Genomic DNA, 19,157 nt, shown 5'->3' with positions numbered 1-19,157 from the left:
ACTTTTTTATAAAGTTATCTATAAAAATGTCATTTATTGTATAGTGTGTGAATTATTGTCAACTCCAGCTATCAATAACACCTTTATTTCATTTGTTAATTATAAAGATAGAAAAATTATCTTTCCGATTTTAATAAGCACATGGAGATGTATTTAACCTAAAGATGATTTTTTCAAACGGAATGTGACTCTTATAAAGATAGTTATAAAAATAAGTCGCAGAATTTTTTCTTTTAAAGAAATTTTTTTCATTTTAATTCATGCAATTAAATCTAGTAAATGTCATTCCATTGCGTTTTTTTGTTGTTTTTTTGAAGTGATGTCAAAATTTCAACCATGTCTGATAATATTGTGTGCGTGGATGTGTGTTGATTTTATTAGGGGTGGTTGTATGCATTTTTGTTAAAAAACCATCCAAAAAATAATAATAATAATAATAAAGAATATTCCTACAAAACTCCTCTATTGTTTTAATTAAAAACTGTTACTGTGCATCTTAATTACTGTTGACAATATTTATTGATGATGGGCTTTCCTTAATGGATTTAAGTTTTAATCGTTAAATTCGATATTTGTTAATTCATTGTTTTGTGATTTATATAAGGGTTAGTAACAATGAGATGCAAAAAAAAATTAACTTTGGGTGTGTGCTTAATGTCGATAGGGACAGTGAATGCCGCACCAGCCACCAACACGGTTAATGATGTTAATACATTAACTCTTCATGAAGGGTTGGTTAATGTAGATAATAAACTTGGTATTTCAGCAGTAAACAATAATGCATTTACCTATATGGGGGATGTAAGTATTACTAACAACTTAACTAAGACGTTAATTATTCCCCCTTCCTCGTTAAGTGTTTTTAACAGTATTGTCCAGTTTGGCAAAACAGATATCGTGATGAATATAGATCCAGGGGTTACGGGTGATTATGTTTCTGGGCTTAGGATGCAAACGGGTAGTGCTCCTACCCCTGAGCTGGCGGCGACAGTGACTGCCAAACTCGGTGCCGGTTCAACCATTACCCTGAATGGCAATGATGATATCACGTTATACGGGGTTAACCTTGAAGGAGGACTATCTTCCAATAGTGTGTTAGGTCCAGGGATGCGAGCTTATCTTAATGAGAATACTACTGTGACGCTGAATAATGCTGGAAATTATTCTAGTGGTATAGATGCTTATTTGGCAGGAACTGAGATTAATACTCAAGACGGACTCATAGTCAATGTGAATGCAGGAAACCATGCAACAGTTTATGGTATTAGTACCCAAGGCCTAGCAGAAGAGGCCCCATACGGGGGTAGCGTAGTACTCAACGGGACATCGACCATTAATATTGTTAATGGGGGCGGCGGATCAACTGGTATTCGAGCTAACTCAACGGGGTCCAGTGTCACGGCATTAAAAGAAGTTACGGTGAATAACACTACCACAGACAGCACAGCCACACTCTATGGTGTGAGGTCAAATGGGGGGGTTATTGATTTTAATGGGTCAACCACAGTCACTGTCGGAGGGGGAAGTAGTTCATCTGCCGCGATGACGGCTACAAATGGTGGGCTATTGTCATTAAACGGGGGAACGATAAATGCAGCCGATGCCAGAGCTTTTTATGCAACGGGGCAAAACAGCGTTATCACTGGAAATGCAGCCCAATATGATATTACCGGAACATTATTATCGGCGTCAGGCGGAGTTTTGGATTTATCCCTAACCGAAGGCTCTACGTTTACCGGGAGCTCTCTGCTAGGCAGTGTCCCCGGCACCACAAATCTGAGTCTGGCCGGAATGAGCAGCCTCTGGTACATGACCGGTGATTCTGCACTGACGTCGCTCAGTTTATCGGATAGCGCGGGTGTCAATTATGTTCATGATAGTGACAATAGGACCTTTAAAACACTGACTGTTGCAGGTAACTACCACAGCGACGGGGGCTATCTCTATTTTAATGCGGCACTCAATGATGATGCCTCTGAGACCGACAAACTGGTGATTGAGGGCAACACATCAGGGACGACTAATGTCAGGGTTACGAATGTCGGCGGGAGTGGTGCACAGACACTTAACGGGATTGAACTTGTTCAGGTTAAGGGCAATTCTGAAGGGGAGTTTATACAGGCAGGGCGGATTGTGGCTGGGGCCTATGATTACACCCTCGGGCGTGGTGCTGGTAGCCAGTCTGGAAACTGGTACCTGAACAGCGGTATTTCGCCAAGTAATCCTGCGTTGCCGAGTCATCCCGGTGAAGGAATAGCGTTACCAGGGGGGCCACAGGAACCGGCAATACCTACTAACCCGACATCGCCTACTGGGACAACATCTCCCACGGCTTCAACCATGCCGGTAGAGCGTCCGGAGGCTGGAGGATACAGTGCCAACCTAGTGGCCGCCAATACCCTGTTTGTCTCCAGCCTACACGACCGGTTGGGAGAGACGCAGTACATTGATGCGCTGACCGGCGAAGACAAGGTCACCAGTCTGTGGTGGCGAAGTACAGGGGGCCATACTCGGGTGACGGATAGCCATGACCAGTTGGATACCCGGAGCAACCGCTATACCTTACAAGTGGGCAGTGATGTGGCTCAATGGAGTACCGATAATCTTGACCGTTTCCATCTGGGGGTGATGGTCGGTTACGGCAACAGCCAGAGCACAACGGACTCGCGGGTTTCGGGTTACCGAGCCCAGGCGTCAGTGGATGGTTACAACTTGGGTTTGTACGGTACCTGGTATGCCAATGAGGCAGATAAAACCGGTCTGTATGTAGACAGTTGGGCTCAGTACAGTTGGTTCAACAACACCGTTGACGGACAGGATTTGGAGACAGAGAAGTATAAATCCAAAGGGATGACAACGTCGGTAGAAAGTGGTTATACCTTCAAGGTGGGTGAAAAAGCGGCGAAGGGTACCGCTTATTTTATCCAGCCGAAAGCGCAGGCGACCTGGATGGGGGTGAAAGCGGACGAGCATAAGGAAGCCAATGGCACGAAGGTTACGGGTAAAGGTGACGGCAATGTGCAGACTCGGGTGGGGGTAAAGGCCTTCATGAACAACAGCAAACAGGAGAAAGACAAGGTGCAGGGCTTCCAGCCGTTTGTGGAAGCAAACTGGTTGCACAACACGCAAGATTTTGGGACGCAGATGGATGGTGTCACGGTGAACCGTGCAGGTACGCGAGATGTGGCAGAATTGAAGGCGGGGGTGGAAGGGCAACTAACCAAGAGTTTGAATGTGTGGGGCAATGTAAGCCAACAGGTTGGTGACAAGGGTTACAGTGATAGTGCAGTGATGCTGGGAGTTAAGTTAAATTTCTAGGCATTCTTTTTGAAAGAGGCTGGGATGCTTCTTTTATGGCTCAAACTATCTTTAGTGGTTATTTTAATAGTTTTTTATATCGTAATAAAGTGATTTTACAGTTAGGAATTTTTGTGGTCGACATGATTATCTGTTTGTATTACATGTGTTTTTATCTGTTTTTTAGGGGGATTCTTAATGTTGTGGAGTGTATTCGTCTTACATTGGAATACACTCCACAGAATTTGACTGTAGGTCAACATTAAGTACTGTCGGTAAAGTAAGATCGGACATTGTATTTAATTGACGGGTCGAACTAGTAATATAAATAAAATGAGTGTTAAAGAGTTTATATTTTTTAGTGGCCTTCCATCAAAAAAACATATTCATGATATGCCACATGAAAAAGTGGTTACCTATTTATAATTTTAACCATCTCTTTGTCTATGGTGGCATATTTTGCTTCCCTATGTAAGTTATGCAATTAAAGGTTTTTATTTACTTTCCATTTTCCCATAGCGTAAGGGGAAAGTAATATATTCTTGAGGAAGAAAAATGAAGTATTCAAAGAATACATTGAGTAGTGCAATAGAACGAAATGAGTTTATTCCATTTTATCAGCCAATTGTTGATCCTGTAACGCATAAAATTGTGGGTTGTGAAATGTTAGCACGCTGGCTTAAACCTAATCGAGGATTAGTCTGTGCGAGTGATTTTATTCTAGATATTGAAGAACATGGCCTTTTAGAACTACTGACCCGTAAGTTGTTACGAAGTATGATGATGGAGTTGGAGAGAACTAGTGGTTCCTTTCCTTCGGGATTTAGAGTAAATCTGAATGTAAATATCAGTTTGCTAAATAAATCTAATTTTTTTACTTACTTGATTATTGTTAATGAAGAGTTACTCAGATTAAACTTTTCGTTGATCGCAGAGATAACTGAACGGGAAGATATCTCCAGGTTTCCTGAGGCTAAAGAAATTTTTAACCATATGGCTGGACAGGGAATAAATTTTGCCATAGATGATTTTGGAACAAAGTTCGCTAATTTTAAGTTGGTTGATGTAGTAAAAGCCAAGACGTTGAAGCTGGATAAACTATTTGCCAATAACATCGGTGATGAAGATTTGGAGCGGTTAATGATCAAGGCAATCATCACCGCTCATGCACTTGGTGCTAGGGTTATCGCTGAGGGGATAGAAACTTCGGAGCAAAATGAATATTTTAAGAAGATGAACGTGGATTTTGTTCAGGGCTATTTCCACGGTTCCCCCATGCCGTTTGAGCTTTTCCATTATCGGTTATCGCACCCAACGAAAAGAAATAATCAATACAGGAGTGTATCTGATTATGAGCACACTTATGGATAGGGTTGTGTTTTTTGGTTACAAGTGGGTGGTTTTTTGTGGAGTAATAAAATGTTGAATATTTCTATTATGAATAGTAATGGATACCTCAGAAGGGGAGTATATGAAGTAATAAAAGAAATACTGGAAGGTATTAAAGTAAGTTATAGGATCGGGATAACTGCCACTCCTTATAAAGACAGTCATGTTTTATTTATTGACGCTTCGCAAATGAGTGGCAATTTTGAATTGAAAATAAATCAGTTAAAAAATGAGTTTATTGATTTATTTGTTGTGTTGCCGTATAAAAATTACGTTTTATCTCATGATCAATTAATGTATAAAAAAATAAACACCATTACCTGTATTTGTCTTGATGACACACTTTTCTTTCTCAGGAAGAAAATAATGTCAGAACTAAAATACATTATTATCAATAAAAAGGCAAAAAGAAAGCCAACACAGAAAAATGTATGGGTTTCACGTTAAATAAAAGTCTTACGAAAGAGGAGTGTGTGATTATGCAATATTTTAAAGAAGGATTTACAGGTGGATATATTGCCAAGATTTTAAACAAAAGTGAAAAAACAGTTAGTTGTCAAAAACGATCGGCGATGAAGAAAATGGGGGTAAGAAATAATATCGAGTTGATTCACAAAATTCTAAGTATGCATTGTATTAATTGATTAATTTTAAAGCCGTGAGATGGTTGAGTGTTTCAAACTTACATCTCCATTATTATCCATCAAAAATACATTTAGGGTGCACAGTAAAATAAGGTGCTATCAAATTCCAATGGTCGGGGATGTACTTATTAACTTTCTGGTCATCCCGTTCAATGATGGCGTGCTTTTTATTTTACTCTCGCTTATTGGAGAGTGTGCTTTTGATGAAAACTAAAATATTCAAAATAATAACGAGCCAACCAGGAAAAATTAATTCCTTATTTCACGTTGTTATTCACTACCTTAATTAAAGAAAACACGCCCCAGGTGTGTTGGGTCAGGACACTTTTATGAAAATTTTTCAACACCAGGACCGCATTCAGCACCCCGATAACGCTCCGGGTGTCACATCATTCAAAAAAATTGTGTGGGCGAATATTGCCATTCAGGCCATTTTTCCGCTGTCTGTCTCATTTGCACCCGCCATGGCGGCCATGACTGCGCCAACCCTGGCCCCGGTAAAATCGACCTCTGTCACAAAAACTGTGGCTTACCGCCTCAAACGCGGCGAGTCCGCCTACACCGTTGCCACCCGATATGGCCTGTCTTTCTCTGCCCTGGCCCAACTCAACCAAAACCGTACCTTCGCCAAAGGGTTTCATACCGTGGGGGAAGGCGATGAAATCTTCATCCCGACGCAGGCACTGACTGACGCCGAAAACACCGCGCAGACACTGGCAGGGCCGGGAGTATCTCGACCATCGTCACAGCTAGGCACGGTGTTAAAATGAGCCGTTGGCTCGCCGGCAAGCTGATGAAAGAGCTGGACATTGCCAGTTGCCAGATACCCGCCCACAAATACAAGCGAGGAGCAACGAACACGTTGATATACCCAATCTTCTCGATCGCCAGTTCGCAGTTACAGCGCCAAACCAGGTCTGGTGTAACGACGTGACCTATAGTGTGCCCGGAGTTCAGGGCGAGCACGGATGCTCAAATGAACCACGAGTCTGTCTGGAATATTGAGCCGGTAACTCATGACGAGAAGCCCAACAATCCCACCGGGTGTGACGGTGGAGAACCTGAGCGGCAGTGACCTGCGGCATGCCTGCAGGGTGATATAACCCGCTGACAACGGAGATTGAGGCGAAATCACTAAGCCAAGATGATCCTTAAGGTTGAGTACTGAAAGGTTGAAGAACATGAACCCGTTAATCCGCCTCTGTGGGTTGAAAACGTCACCACGGCCTACGTGATCTGACCGGCCGTGCAGAAGGAACTGACAGTGATACGTATGCACTGTCAGTCAAAGGTGTTTTGACATGTATGCGAAACACCGCGACAGCAGCGCTCATCACGCTCGCGTTGTTGACTTCTGCCAACTTGCGGCAAGCAAGGATAAAGAGTGCGACGGGCAGCCTCCTCAGTATATCTGAGTCCAGGCAGGTGAACCGGGGAAGGTCAGTGACGGAGATGTTAAGGGGGCATGGCCCCAATGACGCACTGGCTGGCGAAGCGTATCCAGCAGTTTCTGGCGCGTTACTTTTTTGTTCTAGGCAACAGAGCCATCAACCATCCAGACACAGACCTGAAAAAAAGATTTGGCAATATCAATACCTACAACTCTGATCGTGTTCATGTGATGTTACTCCCGGGTTAATGCAGTCAGTAAAAGTATGGCACTGACTGCTTTAGGAGGGGCGTCCATCACATCACTACAGTCAGTCTGTGCCCTGGAAAATTGACGCTAATACGGGAAGGTATTTCTCTTTGAATAAAGTCACTGCCTAACAGTGTCTTAGCTCCCGCCGCAGGTGGGCTACGTTCTCCCTCGTCGGCTAAACAACCCTCAACACAGGGACAGAAAAAAACGTCTCCCAACTTCTCTGCTGGATTTAAATAAAATATTGTTGGTCAGAGCCTGTGTGGTTCACATTCTCACCAGACCGTAAGGGGTTATATCCGCAAATGCATTTATCTAATGAGAATTATAATCCAAATTATTTACGGATACGTAATGCATCGTGTTATATCAACTAATTGATATTAAATAATAAAAAAACAGATAGCTTTGTTTTTAGTCAATGATAAACGTAAAGTGGCTAACAGATTACTGAGCCTATAAACAGTCGGAAGGGTAATCATAAGGGACAATAGTCTGATGGTAGATACGTTTAAAAGGCACTAGCAAATGAACCCAGAAATACTTGCCATTCTGAAACAACGTGGTATCAAGTCAAACTCTACTGCATATTCCACCGACGAAGAAAATAGCGATAAAGACAATTCACATCCCCGAGCCAAGGCCCTAAGGGGTATCTATTTCAAGACGCTTTCATCAGTCGATACTGAATTCCCTTACTGGTACACCCGTAAGTGGGATGAGTTGATGGATGATGTCACTATTGTTCGCAGAGCAGAGGCACTGAAATGTGCATTCTCTCATTTAACGCCGACTATTTTCCCTGGTGAAAAACTGGTAATGCAAAAAACTGCATATTACCGGGGTTCTTTTCCAATGCCGTGGCTTTCAGAAAGTTTCTTCCTCGCCAATGCGGATGAACTGACCGCTAGACCAGATACCGGCAGCGAGAGTGCTGGGAAACTATCCCATTTTGGTAGTGGTGGAGGTAACGTCACACAAAGTCTTGGCAATGTTGTATCTATTGCCGGTAAGTTTGGTATTCGTGCAGAAGAAACTACACCACTGATTACGCTAGCCAGAGCTTGGGCAGGGCGTTCGGTTGAAGCTCTCGGACATAAGTATGAAATGCTTATCCCTGATTATCAGACCAAAGAAAATATCATGAAATCGGTTATTTGCATGTTCGATTCAGGCTATACCATTCCGCAAGGCCGGGAAGTCGTTAATTATTATTATCCTCTTCAGTATGGCCTAAACGGTATTTTAGATATTGCCATGGAACAACGAACACGGGTCGCAGGAAATGCTAATGGAGACGGTATTACCGGCATGGATCGCCTCTATTACTATGATTCAGTCCGGATCATCATCGAAGGATTGCAAAACTGGATCCATCATTATGAGATACATGCTCTTGATTTAGCCAGACACAGTAAAGACCCACAACAGTGTCAGGAATACAATGATATCGCCGAATGCCTTGCATGGATCGCACACCATCAGCCACGCACTTTTCGCGAGGCCCTGCAACTGAGTTATACCCTTCATTTGGCGATGCTCAATGAAGATGCTGCATCTGGTATGTCCCCCGGTCGCTTGGGGCAGATCCTGTGGCCATGGTTTGAACAGGACATTGCCGCTGGTCGACTGACTGAAGAAGAGACCCTTGAGTTACTCCAACTCTATCGTGTCAAACTGACCTGTATTGATTGCTTCGCCTCAACGGGTGTTGTAGGTGGTGTATTATCCGGTAACACCTTTAATAATGTAGTACTTGGTGGCCTGAAAAAAGACGGTTTATCGGCAGCTAATCGACTTGAAGAATTAATCCTTGAAGCTGGTATTCGTTGTCAAACAACGCAGCCCACGCTGAGTGTGTTATATGATGAAAAGTTGCCAGAATCTTTTCTGCTTAACGCCATTAAGTGCACGAAAACGGGGGCGGGCTATCCTGCATGGCTCAACAATCAGGTCGGGATGCAATTTTTGTTAAGCCAGTACTCACAAGAAGGAATGAGTGTTCAAGAAGCGCGCGCCATTGCTATAGGGGGCTGTTTGGAAACGTCACCGGGATCTTACTTGCCATTGATCCTCAACGATAAACATTATGATATTCCTGGTGGATCTGGGCAAACCGCAGCTACGGGCGTTCACTTCCTGGCTAATCCGAAAATTCTGGAACTGGTGCTCACTAATGGGCAAGACAAACGAACCAACATTCAAGTTTATGCCCCTCATAATCAGACACTAGATATGGGGCACTCTGCAGAAGCCGATTCTGAGATTGCAATGTTAGCGCTGTCACTCCGCATATCTGATTTTTTACCCAGCATTTAAATCATTACATGTGGTTTTTTCTCCATTTACGGATGTGTACAATTGGATTATTAGGCCATTACACATAAATTTCCCAGATGCCCAGCCCCATCTATCAGTATCTACAACCTAAAATGCGGCCCATTCTCTAACAAGAGTAACCGATTGATTTTTAGACTGCTCAAATGAAGATATTCAGTTGGATACTTTTCTGCAAAAATTTATTCGACATCAAGATCGACCACTTTCACGTAGCAATTACCGCAAATCATGTTCAATGAGGATTTTCCCATGAACGAATCCCCACACTCTGGGCACATCCATTTATGCCGAGTTTTAGCTTTAGCCGATCTAGTAATGGCCAGATTCACGGCGCCAAATGTGCTTACTGGTGCAACGAGAGCCATAGAAAGCAAGCTTTCTGTTACTTCTACTTCACTTTCAGCTTCGTTGGCACATTGATTTGTCTGTGCCAACGTGTCACGCCACTCTTCAATTGCGGCGCTGAAAGTGTAGACTGGAGCTACCTCAGCAGGAAAGCGGGCATACCAACTGCTCACAAAACCAGACTTGAACAATTCAAGTGTATAACGCTGGAAAAGCCCGTTTGGGATTGGATAACCCGCAATTTTTTGTCCGGTCTTGGCTCCGCCTACCGTACCGGTAGAAGAGGGCATTAAGCCGATAGACTCCATTTTTCCCGCCCACTCAACATTGTGGTACGTTCTGCGTGATGGAGTGCCGTAATGGTACTGCCACATGTGACACATTTCATGTACTAATGTTTGCATGACCTCAACCAACGGGTACGAGGGTAAGTATTCGGGTTTGATAGCTATTTCATCTTTTATCATTGCGCCATTTTTGGGAGACACAAACCGTTGGCAACTGAAATATCCCATTGTCTTAGAGTTGCGCTGGAATGTGATCAAGCATTGTGCCAACTGGTTATCAAATAGATGTTGGTTGTAGTAGTTATATGCAGTCTGTAGCTCTACATAGGCTTCTTCTGTCAGTTTGTTACTCATGTTATTCGATATTCCTGTAAGCACCGGAAAGGTAAAAATAATGCTGGATCAAATTTAGTAATAGCGATGTGTGGCTGTTCACTTCTTTCGACTTCAGCAACCCCTTAGGTATATTTTCAAAAACCTCGTTTTTCTCATCGTTAAAACTTTCAGCCTCAACCTATTCAGGGCGCTAAGTTAATAGCGCCCAATTTTGATTACTCCAATACACCAAGTTTTGTTCCCAAAGCCTCGGCAGTTTCTAACTTTTGTTCCATTTCCTCAATCAGCTGCAGCGTTAGCTTGACCAGATCTAGAGTCAGCTGTTCCGCTGCCGTAAAATTCAATTTGAGAATATTGAGCTGCCCTTTAGTTAACTGGCTCTGTATCTGTGCTTTTTCAAAACCATCACGTTGCCTATTATCTTTAATAATTTGTGTAATGCGGCGCAGGATAACCTTATCAATACCAGGGTACTTTGGATTATCAAATATATGGGGATGGCTTTTTATAAAAGGCTCCCAGGAGAAGAGAATGTCATACCTGTGCGCATAAGTATGTTGTTTAGGTCGATAATGCCACACCCCAATAAAAGGGATATTCTCATTTAAGCACCGCTGGAAATGTTGCTGTAAATCCTGAGCTACAGCCCGTCCCTCATACAGTAGATAGTAATCCGAAGGCCTTAGGGATGGCACTGTAATGCGCGGCGGTGAGGCAGTCAAAACAGTATGAGTAGTCTTACCCAGCCACATGTCCCGTATTTGATCACGAACAGGAGGTATTGTTATACAGAACCAGTAAAGCGGGATGTAGACCGCTATTGGAGGATCGAGCTCATTTCCATTTTCTGGAATATGAGGTAAAAAAGTATCTAGGATTTCATTAATACGTGGGTTATCTCTAAACTTTTCAAGCCAGCTAAGAAAGGGCCGTGTAACTACCTGGCATAAACATCCCCAGCTTGTACCATATTTGTACAATGACCAACCAGGCTCTCTCGCATAGTGTAATTGCACGTATGCAACCAGGCATTGTACTAATGCATCATGCGTGCGGGTTTTTATCGTAAATCTTTTACGCGGTTTGATTAGTAAATCAATAAACAACGTGGACATAGAAACCTGGCAATCTGAATTCATGGCTAAACCCATAATCCTACGTCATTTTTTTTGGAATAGCACTTTGCCTGCCTGTAAAACCAGTGTTAAACCCGATCCATCGTTCATTATTGATCGAATACTGATCAATACGGCTATGCCGTATGCAGGCGACAACAATGTAAAAGATAAACGCTATTGGTAAGGGTCGCCGGTGACCCGCGTAGCGGTTCCAGGCTTTCATAATCCCGTAACCTCCCCCATCCTGCTAGACCTATCTTTTTGAGGCTTGAGCTGTGCGAGAGCCGTTTAACCAATCTTACAGCAATGAATTAGTTTAACGGTCGGAGACAAAAGAAATAACTAGCGACTGAAACTGATCGGTAGGATTAATCCTAGTTAATAACTTATGGTTATGCGAAGTCCTTTTGCCCGGCTTTAGCCGGGAGCTACTTATTATTGTTTTTTTCTATATTGCCAATGTGTAATTTGCCCTGAGCGAAGCGAGGGGAGCTACTTTAGAGAGCTGGCTTTAGCCGCTCGAAAAGCACTCCTCTATTTAGAGGCTTCTTTTGTTCAGTAATAACGTTCGAAATTAATGATATTTATAAGAAAAGTTACGAAACTAAGCACATCAACTCGAAGTTAACAGTACAACTACCCAGCATTGTCTGAATTGCGTCACTCTCAGTCGTAAATTAGGGAGAATAATGCTAAATGAAGAGTCGGCAGGTGGTTAAATAACACTCTGTTTTAGTCTTTTGGCCAACACAAAAACCGCGCCAGGCACGGTAAGCTTCAGAATGTGGGGATATTGGGGCTAGATTATGCCTGCCCGCTCAAGCAACAGTCTGTAATAGGTTTCAGGGTCACTGTGTTTGAGTCCAGGCTGTTCTTTCTGCAACGCCTGTTCTTGCATCACGACTTCATGCGTCATGACGGCCCCACTTGTTGACCATTTAACATACGCCTGATAATACGGGTTTTGCCGTTTATGCTTCGCTTTGGCCAGACTGCGTATATTTTGCTGTGTCTGATCCAGGATAAGATCGAGGCGCGGGGTATTATCACTGTCTATTTCAGCCAGTCGCCCTTCTAAAAGAGCCACTTTCTCTTGTTTCTCTTTTGCCAGGTCAGGACTAACAACCCAACGCTTGATTTGTTTCAAGCGATTTCTCAGAGAGGGTTTGTCATTCAGATCAATACCAATCCGCTCAACACGCAACAGGTGCCGTTCATATTTCTTACGCAGACTTTCAGTCAACCCGTTTTTTATCGCCCACGTTTTGAACTGGCCAAGCCAATGACGGATCTCTTCAACGGCAATCCCCCGTGAAATGAAGAATTTCTCGGTCAGCCACAGTCGCAGCGGCTTGTTATGGCCACTGTCAGTATCTTTACCGTGAAGCGCTATCACATAGCCCAGTTGTTCTTGCACGGATAACGCATGCAAAGGACTGTCGTAAGCTTTGCGACCATTATCATAAACATGCAACATCCCCATCGAGGCCGCAATTTGCTCAAACGGGGCCATGATTTCGAACGGGTAATCACTGTCAGGGTTATAATCGCAATTGGCAGCCAGTGCCATTGACAACGCTGTCAGTGCTTCACAGCTTTCAGAACGTGCCGAGATACGCATTGCCTTTGGCGTAAAGTAAGGGTCATTACGCTTGGTGTATGACACATAACCTTCCCGCCGCAGTTCAATGAGATCATGATTGCGGTGCCAATTATGGCTTTGCATACGCGCCACAACTTTAGCCGCCATGCCTCGAGGCACAGAGCAACACAACTGGGGTGTATAACGCCGATGAACTTTAGATTGTCCACGTCGCAAAGCGTTCGATTCGCCGCGCCGTGTACGTTTTAGAGGATCAGGATGTACCTGAATTGCCTGTTGGCTTTGACTATTCACCCCATCCTACACAGATGGCGGATGGGTATTGTTTTCTAAATTGCATGAGTTATAATCTCTCACAGGCCAGCGCCTGCTTTGTGACCCCCTGATATCTGTCTCTTCCGCCAAGTTGAAACCAGATTTCGGGGGGTTTTTGCATTTAAGGCCCGTTGTTCTGGAACCTTTTACCCCGGACATTTAAGGATATGCCCCATCCTGCAACAGAGCGACATAAAAAAACATCGCTCTTTCTCATCCATTTGTACCTGTTCAGATACTTATTCTGCTAAGAAACCCCAGCAAAAACATGCGTAAATACTACCGGATTTTGGCCGGCTTGCAACAATTGGATCTCTGGTGATCTCTTTTTGTGCCGAATGCCACCATTTACGTATCCTATCTCACCGCACGATTATTTTGTATCCCCCCCAGTAACACAACCAACAAAATCCGCAAAAAAAAACCATTCCTCAAACATAGTTAGCCTGGAAAGAAAACAAGAACATTCCGATTACTCAATTTTTTAGCCCGTTATCGATCAATATTTAACCACTCAGCAAAGTAACTATGAGAGTCAAATATTCTGATTATTTAGTTTTAAAGATCAATTGATCTGCAAAAAGGATCTTTCCCAGATCTTTTGATCAAAAAGTAGGGGTAACTAGTTATTTATCACTGTTTGATACATATATGTCAGGATATATGATCGTTAAAAAGTAATTTACAACAGATTGGATTGAAAATACCATTCAACCCCATACTTAAGTACAGGTTCAAACGGTTTGCAAGTCCGCCAACTTACACCCGCCAAAAACCCGTATATTTGCTTTAGCCCGGACTGTGCCTGGTAGCTTCCTACCGGCACCTCTCTGCCCTTGGTTGTCGGGTACAGTCCAGGCTAAAGCGCATGTTAGGAGAGCCGCGATGCAAGTTTTCACTATCGCTCGTCTTTGTCAGTTGAATCCACTGGGTTCGATTTTGGCGGAGCTTACTCATTACATTGCGCTTTTTCATTATTCTTCCGCTCATCACCGGGGAACATCATGGAACGCTGGTATCTCGCTTGCCATAAAGCAGGAAAAGATAACGTCTTCAAAGCCCAGATGACCCTGGAGCGCATTAATGTCATGGCTTTTAGTCCAATAATGCGCACTTATCGTCCTCGGGCCGACCGTCCGGGCCAAAACCGACAAGTCATTGAGCAGTTATTTCCTGGTTATATCTTTATTTGTTTCGATCCCGAAATTCATCACTCATCTAAAATCGAAACCTCCCCAGGCATCAGCCATCTGGTACGTTTTGCGGGCGAAATCGCGCCTATCCGCGAAACAGTCGTGGACAGTGTGATGCGGTTGCCGGTTTGTGTGCAGGCATTTGCCAGCATTCATCCCGGAAAACGTCAGTGGGATAAGAATCAGATTCCACTCAATAACGTGCAACGCCAGCAGATCCAGTCGTTGGTTGATGAAAAGGATGGCGAAGTCCGCAGCGCACTCTTCTTCGCTTTTATCGAGGCAATCCGCTAGCTACTAATGAGTTTGTTGTATTTGATTTCAGTATTTCTCTGCTTAATCGGAGGATAGATGTCAAAGCAAGTCCAAGATGTTCCCCCTGTCATTGAATGGCAATCTGATGATTTTGTTCTACAAGCTTTTACCTTAGAAAATGATGTTCGTAGTTCGGGTAACAAAACACACGACACCGGTAAAGATTATCTCCCACAATATATTTCCCATTTGAACTCTTGTAGGCCACGCCGGCATTCCTACCCCCAGTAGCATCCTCAGTCTCCACTGACCTCTTGACCACCCGTAATGTCGGGTGGTCTTTTTTTTCCTGCAAACGCCACCGCGTAACCGAGGTGACTTGAATGTCTCTACGCAAAACATATTCCCTGGGTGTTCAGCATGACCAAATGCTGACAGAACAGGCCGTAAACTTGACCGGAAGACTCGACCGGCCCATTGCTTGTCGCCATGTCCTTTACGCCATTCTGGACCTGGCTTACCAAATCGACAGCGCTGAACTGGCTCAGAAAGTCCTCGATATAGCCAACGAACCCCGTCGAACACGCGGCTCCAGGAATAAACGCCAATGAAAATGCTCATCCCCATGGCATTAGCGCCGATGGTGTTGAGCGGCTGTGCCCTGACGAATCACAAGCCCCCTGCAACTCCGGCACAACAATTTGTTACCACGCTGATACAAGAACAGCGTCCTCTTATTCAGCAAGCTCAGGCTGAACTGGCGTTAGTCAGCAATGTCCGATTAAAACCTAAGAATCCGTTGCCGGTTGTGCCACAAAAAGCAAACAAACCGGTATTAAATGCGGCCAATAAATCACAATCATCTATGCTGTCGGGCCAGAAGATTGCTGGATTACACGCTGTTAGTTTTACTGATGGACGACCGGGCACTCCAGCGCTGGCGGGCGCGGGTCAAGCTCAGACACTGAGGCAGGCAGTTACACGAATAGCGCCAGTAGGTTGGCAACAAAGTTATGGCCTAGGTATTAGGCCCGATGTGCGGCGACCACTAGAGTGGCGCGGTAATGATCAGTGGCCGTATGTCCTGAATAAGCTCTTACTGCAAGAAAATTTGAAAGCCACCATAGATGGGTCTACACAACGTATAGTCATATCAAATCAATTTGCAGGTAGCACCGCGACACCTGCAAACTCTGCTGTGCCGGTTAAACCAATTAAACTATCAGGCAATCCAGTCCTATCTGAATCTAAACCAGTTTCGGCTTCACAGGTCATGATTAAGAATCCGTTTGGCCAGAAATCACCTCCTGTAGTTCCGGTGAAAAATTCGGCTACAGTAGTTATGCCAAAAACAGTAGTGAGTCCTAAAGTCTGGCGGATCGAAGCGGGAAGTACACTTAAGGACACGTTGTTTAATTGGTCAGCAACAGAGAAATGCTCAACCCCTGGTGTTTCCCATTGGACTGTAGCCTGGCTGACACCTGTCAACTATCGTATTGATGCACCATTGCAATTTGAAGGTAGTTACCGCGAAGCACTGAACAATTTATTTACTCTCTATGGCTCAGCGAAAGTTCCTCTGTATGCAGGGATACGTAGTAACCAATGTGTGATTTCTGTGGACGATAAGGAGATCAACTAATGTACTGGCTGCTCTCAATTTTTTTAAGTTTCATGTTATGGGCAAACACCACACCGCAAAATCAAACTAACGCGCAGTTACAAGACAGCGTTCTAAATCAACAGGCCATTCATACGGTGCTTTATATTAATGAGATCAATGATTGGCGCTACAAAAATCCATTGCAAAAAGAAGGTGTTATCACCGATAGGCAGTTAGGCTGGAAACCGGTGCCAGGATTACATCATGTTTTGCAGGCTGATCGTGTCTACGTCTATCAACTTGACCAACCTGGACTAATGGCTGCTCTGCTTGAGCAAACTCGCCATTCAGCATTGATTGGCCGAGTAGTACAACGCCGCCTGATCGACAGTCTTGGAAATGATATGCAAGTTAATGTTCCTACCAGCATTACTGATGGCAGCTTGGTATACCTCAATTAAATCCCCCATCTAAATAAGGTTCTCCATGAATATACAGCTTCCCTTAACAGGGCTGGCGGCAGCCCTGTGCTTGCTACTCGCTGGTTGTGCACCACTTGAACGTATTGACAAAACAGACACCCAGATTTTAAAAAATGAAAAGCAAGCTGACCGACACTTAAATGCCATAAAAAATGGTGCGGTTGTCCGTGATTTATCCTCGCAATGGATTAACCCTAATCCACTAAACGCAGCTCCTGGGAGTAACATTCTATTACCTCCTTGCGCTGTAGCAATTAACAGGCCTGGCAGTATTACCTTGGCTGAGGTCAGTGCCTTTATAAGTAAACGTTGCCGCTTACCTGTAGTCGTCACACCTGATGCACAAGCTGTGCTAGCACCAACAGGGGGAGGGAAAACAGAACAACTTAGTGGTCCTGTTCCTACTCCTGATCCTACTGGAATGCTCCCACTAGCAGCTCTAGGCGGTGAGTCAGCAAGACCTGTGCAATCGATAACGAGTAATACCGCGTTAAGAGGCGTGTTTTGGGAAGGTGAACTTGGTGGGTTACTGGATAACGTTACCACTCGTCTTGGATTATCTTGGCGGTACGAAGAGGGTCGGATCGCCATTTTTTATCTGGACACCCGTACTTTCCCAGTGAATTTTATGGATAGTAAAGCAGGGTTTGCATCGAAGACTGTCAGCGGTACTACATCATCAATGGGTACATCTGGAGGTAGTGGCGGTGGAGGTGGGTTAAGCGGGGATTCTAACACCTCTCAATCGACTGAAATGGAAATCAAATCAAACCTATATGAAGACGTATCCAATACCATAAAATCCATGTTAACGCCCGGTGTGGGTAGAATGAATCTTTCCGCTGGAGTCCTCGTAGTCACTGATACTCCCCGCGTACTTGAGCAAATTGGTCGCTATATAAACGACCGCAATAAAGAACTGAATCGTCAGGTTGTGCTCAATGTACAAGTCTATAGCGTTGAGAAACGCACCCAAGATCAACTTGGCTTAGATTGGAATGCAGTATTCAATAGTGGCAGTGTTGGTTTGTCATTAACAAATGCTTTTACTGGTGCTGCCTCAAATGCCCTTAGTGGTGGGGTATCTATCCTTGACGGGAAAGGTGAAGGCTCCAAGGCCTTTATTAAAGCGCTGTCAGAGCAAGCTAATGTCAGTGTAATGACAGAAGCCTCTAGCTTGACTAGTAACCTGTCTGCAGTGCCTATTCAAGTAGCTCTCCAACAAGATTATGCATCAAACGTCACGACAGAAAACACAGCCAATGTAGGTTCATCTAGCAGCATCACAAAATCCACCATCACCACCGGATTCAATATGACGGTGCTACCGTTCCTGGTGCCTCAGTCACCTAAATTGCAGTTACAGTTTTCCATCAATATGTCTGACGACCCGACCAAACGCACCTTTGTCAGTAACAACACTTCCGTAGAGTTGATGAAAACACGCCTTAAGACTTTTACTCAGCGCGTCATTATGCAATCTGGGCAAACTCTGGTTTTAAGCGGTTACCAATCTCTGGGAAATACCTCGGATCGAGAAGGTGTAGGTAGTTCCAGACTCTTTGCTTTTGGCGGTGGAGCCAATGGTGAAAATAGCAAAACGATGCTGGTTATTTTAATCACTCCGGTCATTTTGGGATAGCCCATAGTCAGTTAGCCTCAGTCACTATTAGCCACGCATGCCTCTCATCTAATTATTTACAAGGTCTACCATGAAAAGACAATTTTTCCGGTTTGTATTAACTGCATTGCTCTCGTTGCCCCTCGTCTCAGCAGCGCAGACTTCCCCCTCTATCCCAAACAATGGGATAAATGAGATGGACCGACAGGTGGCTATCCATATAAAGGTTATATCTGTTGAAACTCCACGTAATAACAAAAAAATAGACTGGAGTGCGGTCGTCAAGTCTCCCTTTACTGACACCACCTCTAATGATTTCAGTGGTGTTGCTATCGTGGACGAAAAGACAGGTACAAAGGGGTTCATCAACGCGTTGTCGAAGCAAGCAACCGTTAGTGTCATCACACAGTCCACAAGTTTAACCACCAATCAATCAGTGGTTCCCTTCCAGTATCTAACAGAGTCAGACCGTAATAAGGAAGGGTTTAACATGACGGTATTACCGTTATTGACGCCCTCTTCGTTAAAAATGCAACTGCAACTGGCTCTCAGTGTATATGACACCAAAATCCAAACCTTTTCCCAGTACATCAACATTCAGTCTGGGCAAACATTGGTATTGGGTGGCAATCAAGGGGAGAGAAATAAAACCTTCATTCTTATCACACCGGTTATTGTGGAATAAAT

The 19,157-nt window shown here is 44.0% G+C and carries 15 protein-coding genes and 2 pseudogenes; 14 read left to right on the top strand and 3 right to left on the bottom strand.

The window, feature by feature from the left end; translation table 11 throughout:
• Nucleotides 1–654: 654 nt before the first annotated feature.
• The 8 genes and pseudogenes from QSV56_RS18135 to QSV56_RS18100 all read left to right on the top strand — a co-directional run bounded on the left by QSV56_RS18135 (nucleotide 655) and on the right by QSV56_RS18100 (nucleotide 9,291).
• The gene (locus QSV56_RS18135) at nucleotides 655–3,318 is read left to right on the top strand and encodes an autotransporter outer membrane beta-barrel domain-containing protein (RefSeq protein WP_301213178.1); all 2,664 of its coding nucleotides are present in this window, start codon (nucleotides 655–657) and stop codon (nucleotides 3,316–3,318) included.
• A 534-nt stretch (nucleotides 3,319–3,852) separates the two neighbouring features.
• A complete protein-coding gene (locus QSV56_RS18130) occupies nucleotides 3,853–4,668 on the top strand; it encodes an EAL domain-containing protein (RefSeq protein ID WP_301213176.1) in 816 nt (271 codons plus the stop codon).
• 48 nt (nucleotides 4,669–4,716) lie between these two features.
• Nucleotides 4,717–5,133 (top strand): hypothetical protein, encoded by a 417-nt coding sequence (locus tag QSV56_RS18125; protein WP_301213174.1) that lies wholly within the window; start codon nucleotides 4,717–4,719, stop codon nucleotides 5,131–5,133.
• 2 nt (nucleotides 5,134–5,135) lie between these two features.
• Nucleotides 5,136–5,330: pseudogene (locus QSV56_RS18120) on the top strand (helix-turn-helix transcriptional regulator); the annotation flags it as partial.
• A 329-nt stretch (nucleotides 5,331–5,659) separates the two neighbouring features.
• Nucleotides 5,660–6,100 (top strand): LysM peptidoglycan-binding domain-containing protein, encoded by a 441-nt coding sequence (locus QSV56_RS18115; RefSeq protein WP_367317237.1) that lies wholly within the window; start codon nucleotides 5,660–5,662, stop codon nucleotides 6,098–6,100.
• Nucleotides 6,046–6,269 (top strand): annotated as a pseudogene (locus QSV56_RS18110) (IS3 family transposase); the annotation flags it as partial. The gene QSV56_RS18115 and the pseudogene QSV56_RS18110, both read left to right, overlap by 55 nt.
• A gap of 535 nt (nucleotides 6,270–6,804) precedes the next feature.
• Nucleotides 6,805–6,969, top strand: a complete 165-nt coding sequence (locus QSV56_RS18105; protein ID WP_301213172.1) for a hypothetical protein — start codon at nucleotides 6,805–6,807, stop codon at nucleotides 6,967–6,969.
• Nucleotides 6,970–7,500: 531 nt separating this feature from the next.
• Nucleotides 7,501–9,291, top strand: a complete 1,791-nt coding sequence (locus tag QSV56_RS18100) for a pyruvate formate lyase family protein (protein WP_301213170.1) — start codon at nucleotides 7,501–7,503, stop codon at nucleotides 9,289–9,291.
• A gap of 200 nt (nucleotides 9,292–9,491) precedes the next feature.
• Here the strand turns inward: QSV56_RS18100 and QSV56_RS18095 are convergent, their stop codons facing one another.
• From QSV56_RS18095 to QSV56_RS18085, 3 genes are all read right to left on the bottom strand, one after another.
• Nucleotides 9,492–10,298 carry a SprT-like domain-containing protein gene (locus tag QSV56_RS18095; protein ID WP_301213168.1) on the bottom strand — a complete coding sequence of 269 codons (807 nt, stop codon included), beginning with the start codon at nucleotides 10,296–10,298 and terminating at the stop codon, nucleotides 9,492–9,494.
• A gap of 197 nt (nucleotides 10,299–10,495) precedes the next feature.
• A complete protein-coding gene (locus QSV56_RS18090) occupies nucleotides 10,496–11,395 on the bottom strand; it encodes a hypothetical protein (protein WP_301213166.1) in 900 nt (299 codons plus the stop codon).
• 802 nt (nucleotides 11,396–12,197) lie between these two features.
• Nucleotides 12,198–13,295, bottom strand: a complete 1,098-nt coding sequence (locus tag QSV56_RS18085) for a Replication protein (RefSeq protein ID WP_367317236.1) — start codon at nucleotides 13,293–13,295, stop codon at nucleotides 12,198–12,200.
• A 1,025-nt stretch (nucleotides 13,296–14,320) separates the two neighbouring features.
• On the opposite strand from QSV56_RS18085, the gene QSV56_RS18080 reads away from it, so the two are divergent.
• The 6 genes from QSV56_RS18080 (at nucleotide 14,321) to QSV56_RS18055 (ending at nucleotide 19,155) form a co-directional block, all read left to right on the top strand.
• Entirely contained in the window at nucleotides 14,321–14,803 is a 483-nt protein-coding gene (locus QSV56_RS18080; protein ID WP_050074372.1) for a transcription termination/antitermination NusG family protein, read from the top strand.
• Between the two features lie 344 nt (nucleotides 14,804–15,147).
• Nucleotides 15,148–15,375 carry a hypothetical protein gene (locus QSV56_RS18075; RefSeq protein ID WP_050074370.1) on the top strand — a complete coding sequence of 76 codons (228 nt, stop codon included), beginning with the start codon at nucleotides 15,148–15,150 and terminating at the stop codon, nucleotides 15,373–15,375.
• Nucleotides 15,372–16,406, top strand: a complete 1,035-nt coding sequence (locus QSV56_RS18070) for a toxin co-regulated pilus biosynthesis Q family protein (RefSeq protein WP_301213163.1) — start codon at nucleotides 15,372–15,374, stop codon at nucleotides 16,404–16,406. Before QSV56_RS18075 ends, QSV56_RS18070 begins: the two co-directional genes overlap by 4 nt.
• Entirely contained in the window at nucleotides 16,406–16,828 is a 423-nt protein-coding gene (gene pilM / locus QSV56_RS18065; protein WP_301213161.1) for a type IV pilus biogenesis protein PilM, read from the top strand. Before QSV56_RS18070 ends, pilM begins: the two co-directional genes overlap by 1 nt.
• Nucleotides 16,829–16,853: 25 nt before the next feature.
• Nucleotides 16,854–18,491: a PilN family type IVB pilus formation outer membrane protein gene (locus QSV56_RS18060; protein ID WP_301213159.1), complete on the top strand. Its 1,638-nt coding sequence runs from the start codon at nucleotides 16,854–16,856 to the stop codon at nucleotides 18,489–18,491.
• A 70-nt stretch (nucleotides 18,492–18,561) separates the two neighbouring features.
• Nucleotides 18,562–19,155 carry a hypothetical protein gene (locus tag QSV56_RS18055; protein WP_301213157.1) on the top strand — a complete coding sequence of 198 codons (594 nt, stop codon included), beginning with the start codon at nucleotides 18,562–18,564 and terminating at the stop codon, nucleotides 19,153–19,155.
• The last annotated feature ends 2 nt before the right edge of the window (nucleotides 19,156–19,157 follow it).

It is taken from the genome of Yersinia sp. 22-579 (genome assembly GCF_030433455.1).
Classification (GTDB): Bacteria; Pseudomonadota; Gammaproteobacteria; order Enterobacterales; family Enterobacteriaceae; genus Yersinia; species Yersinia enterocolitica.
The sequence above is the reverse complement of the archived record's forward strand: the minus strand, read 5'-3'. Positions and strand labels throughout refer to the sequence as shown.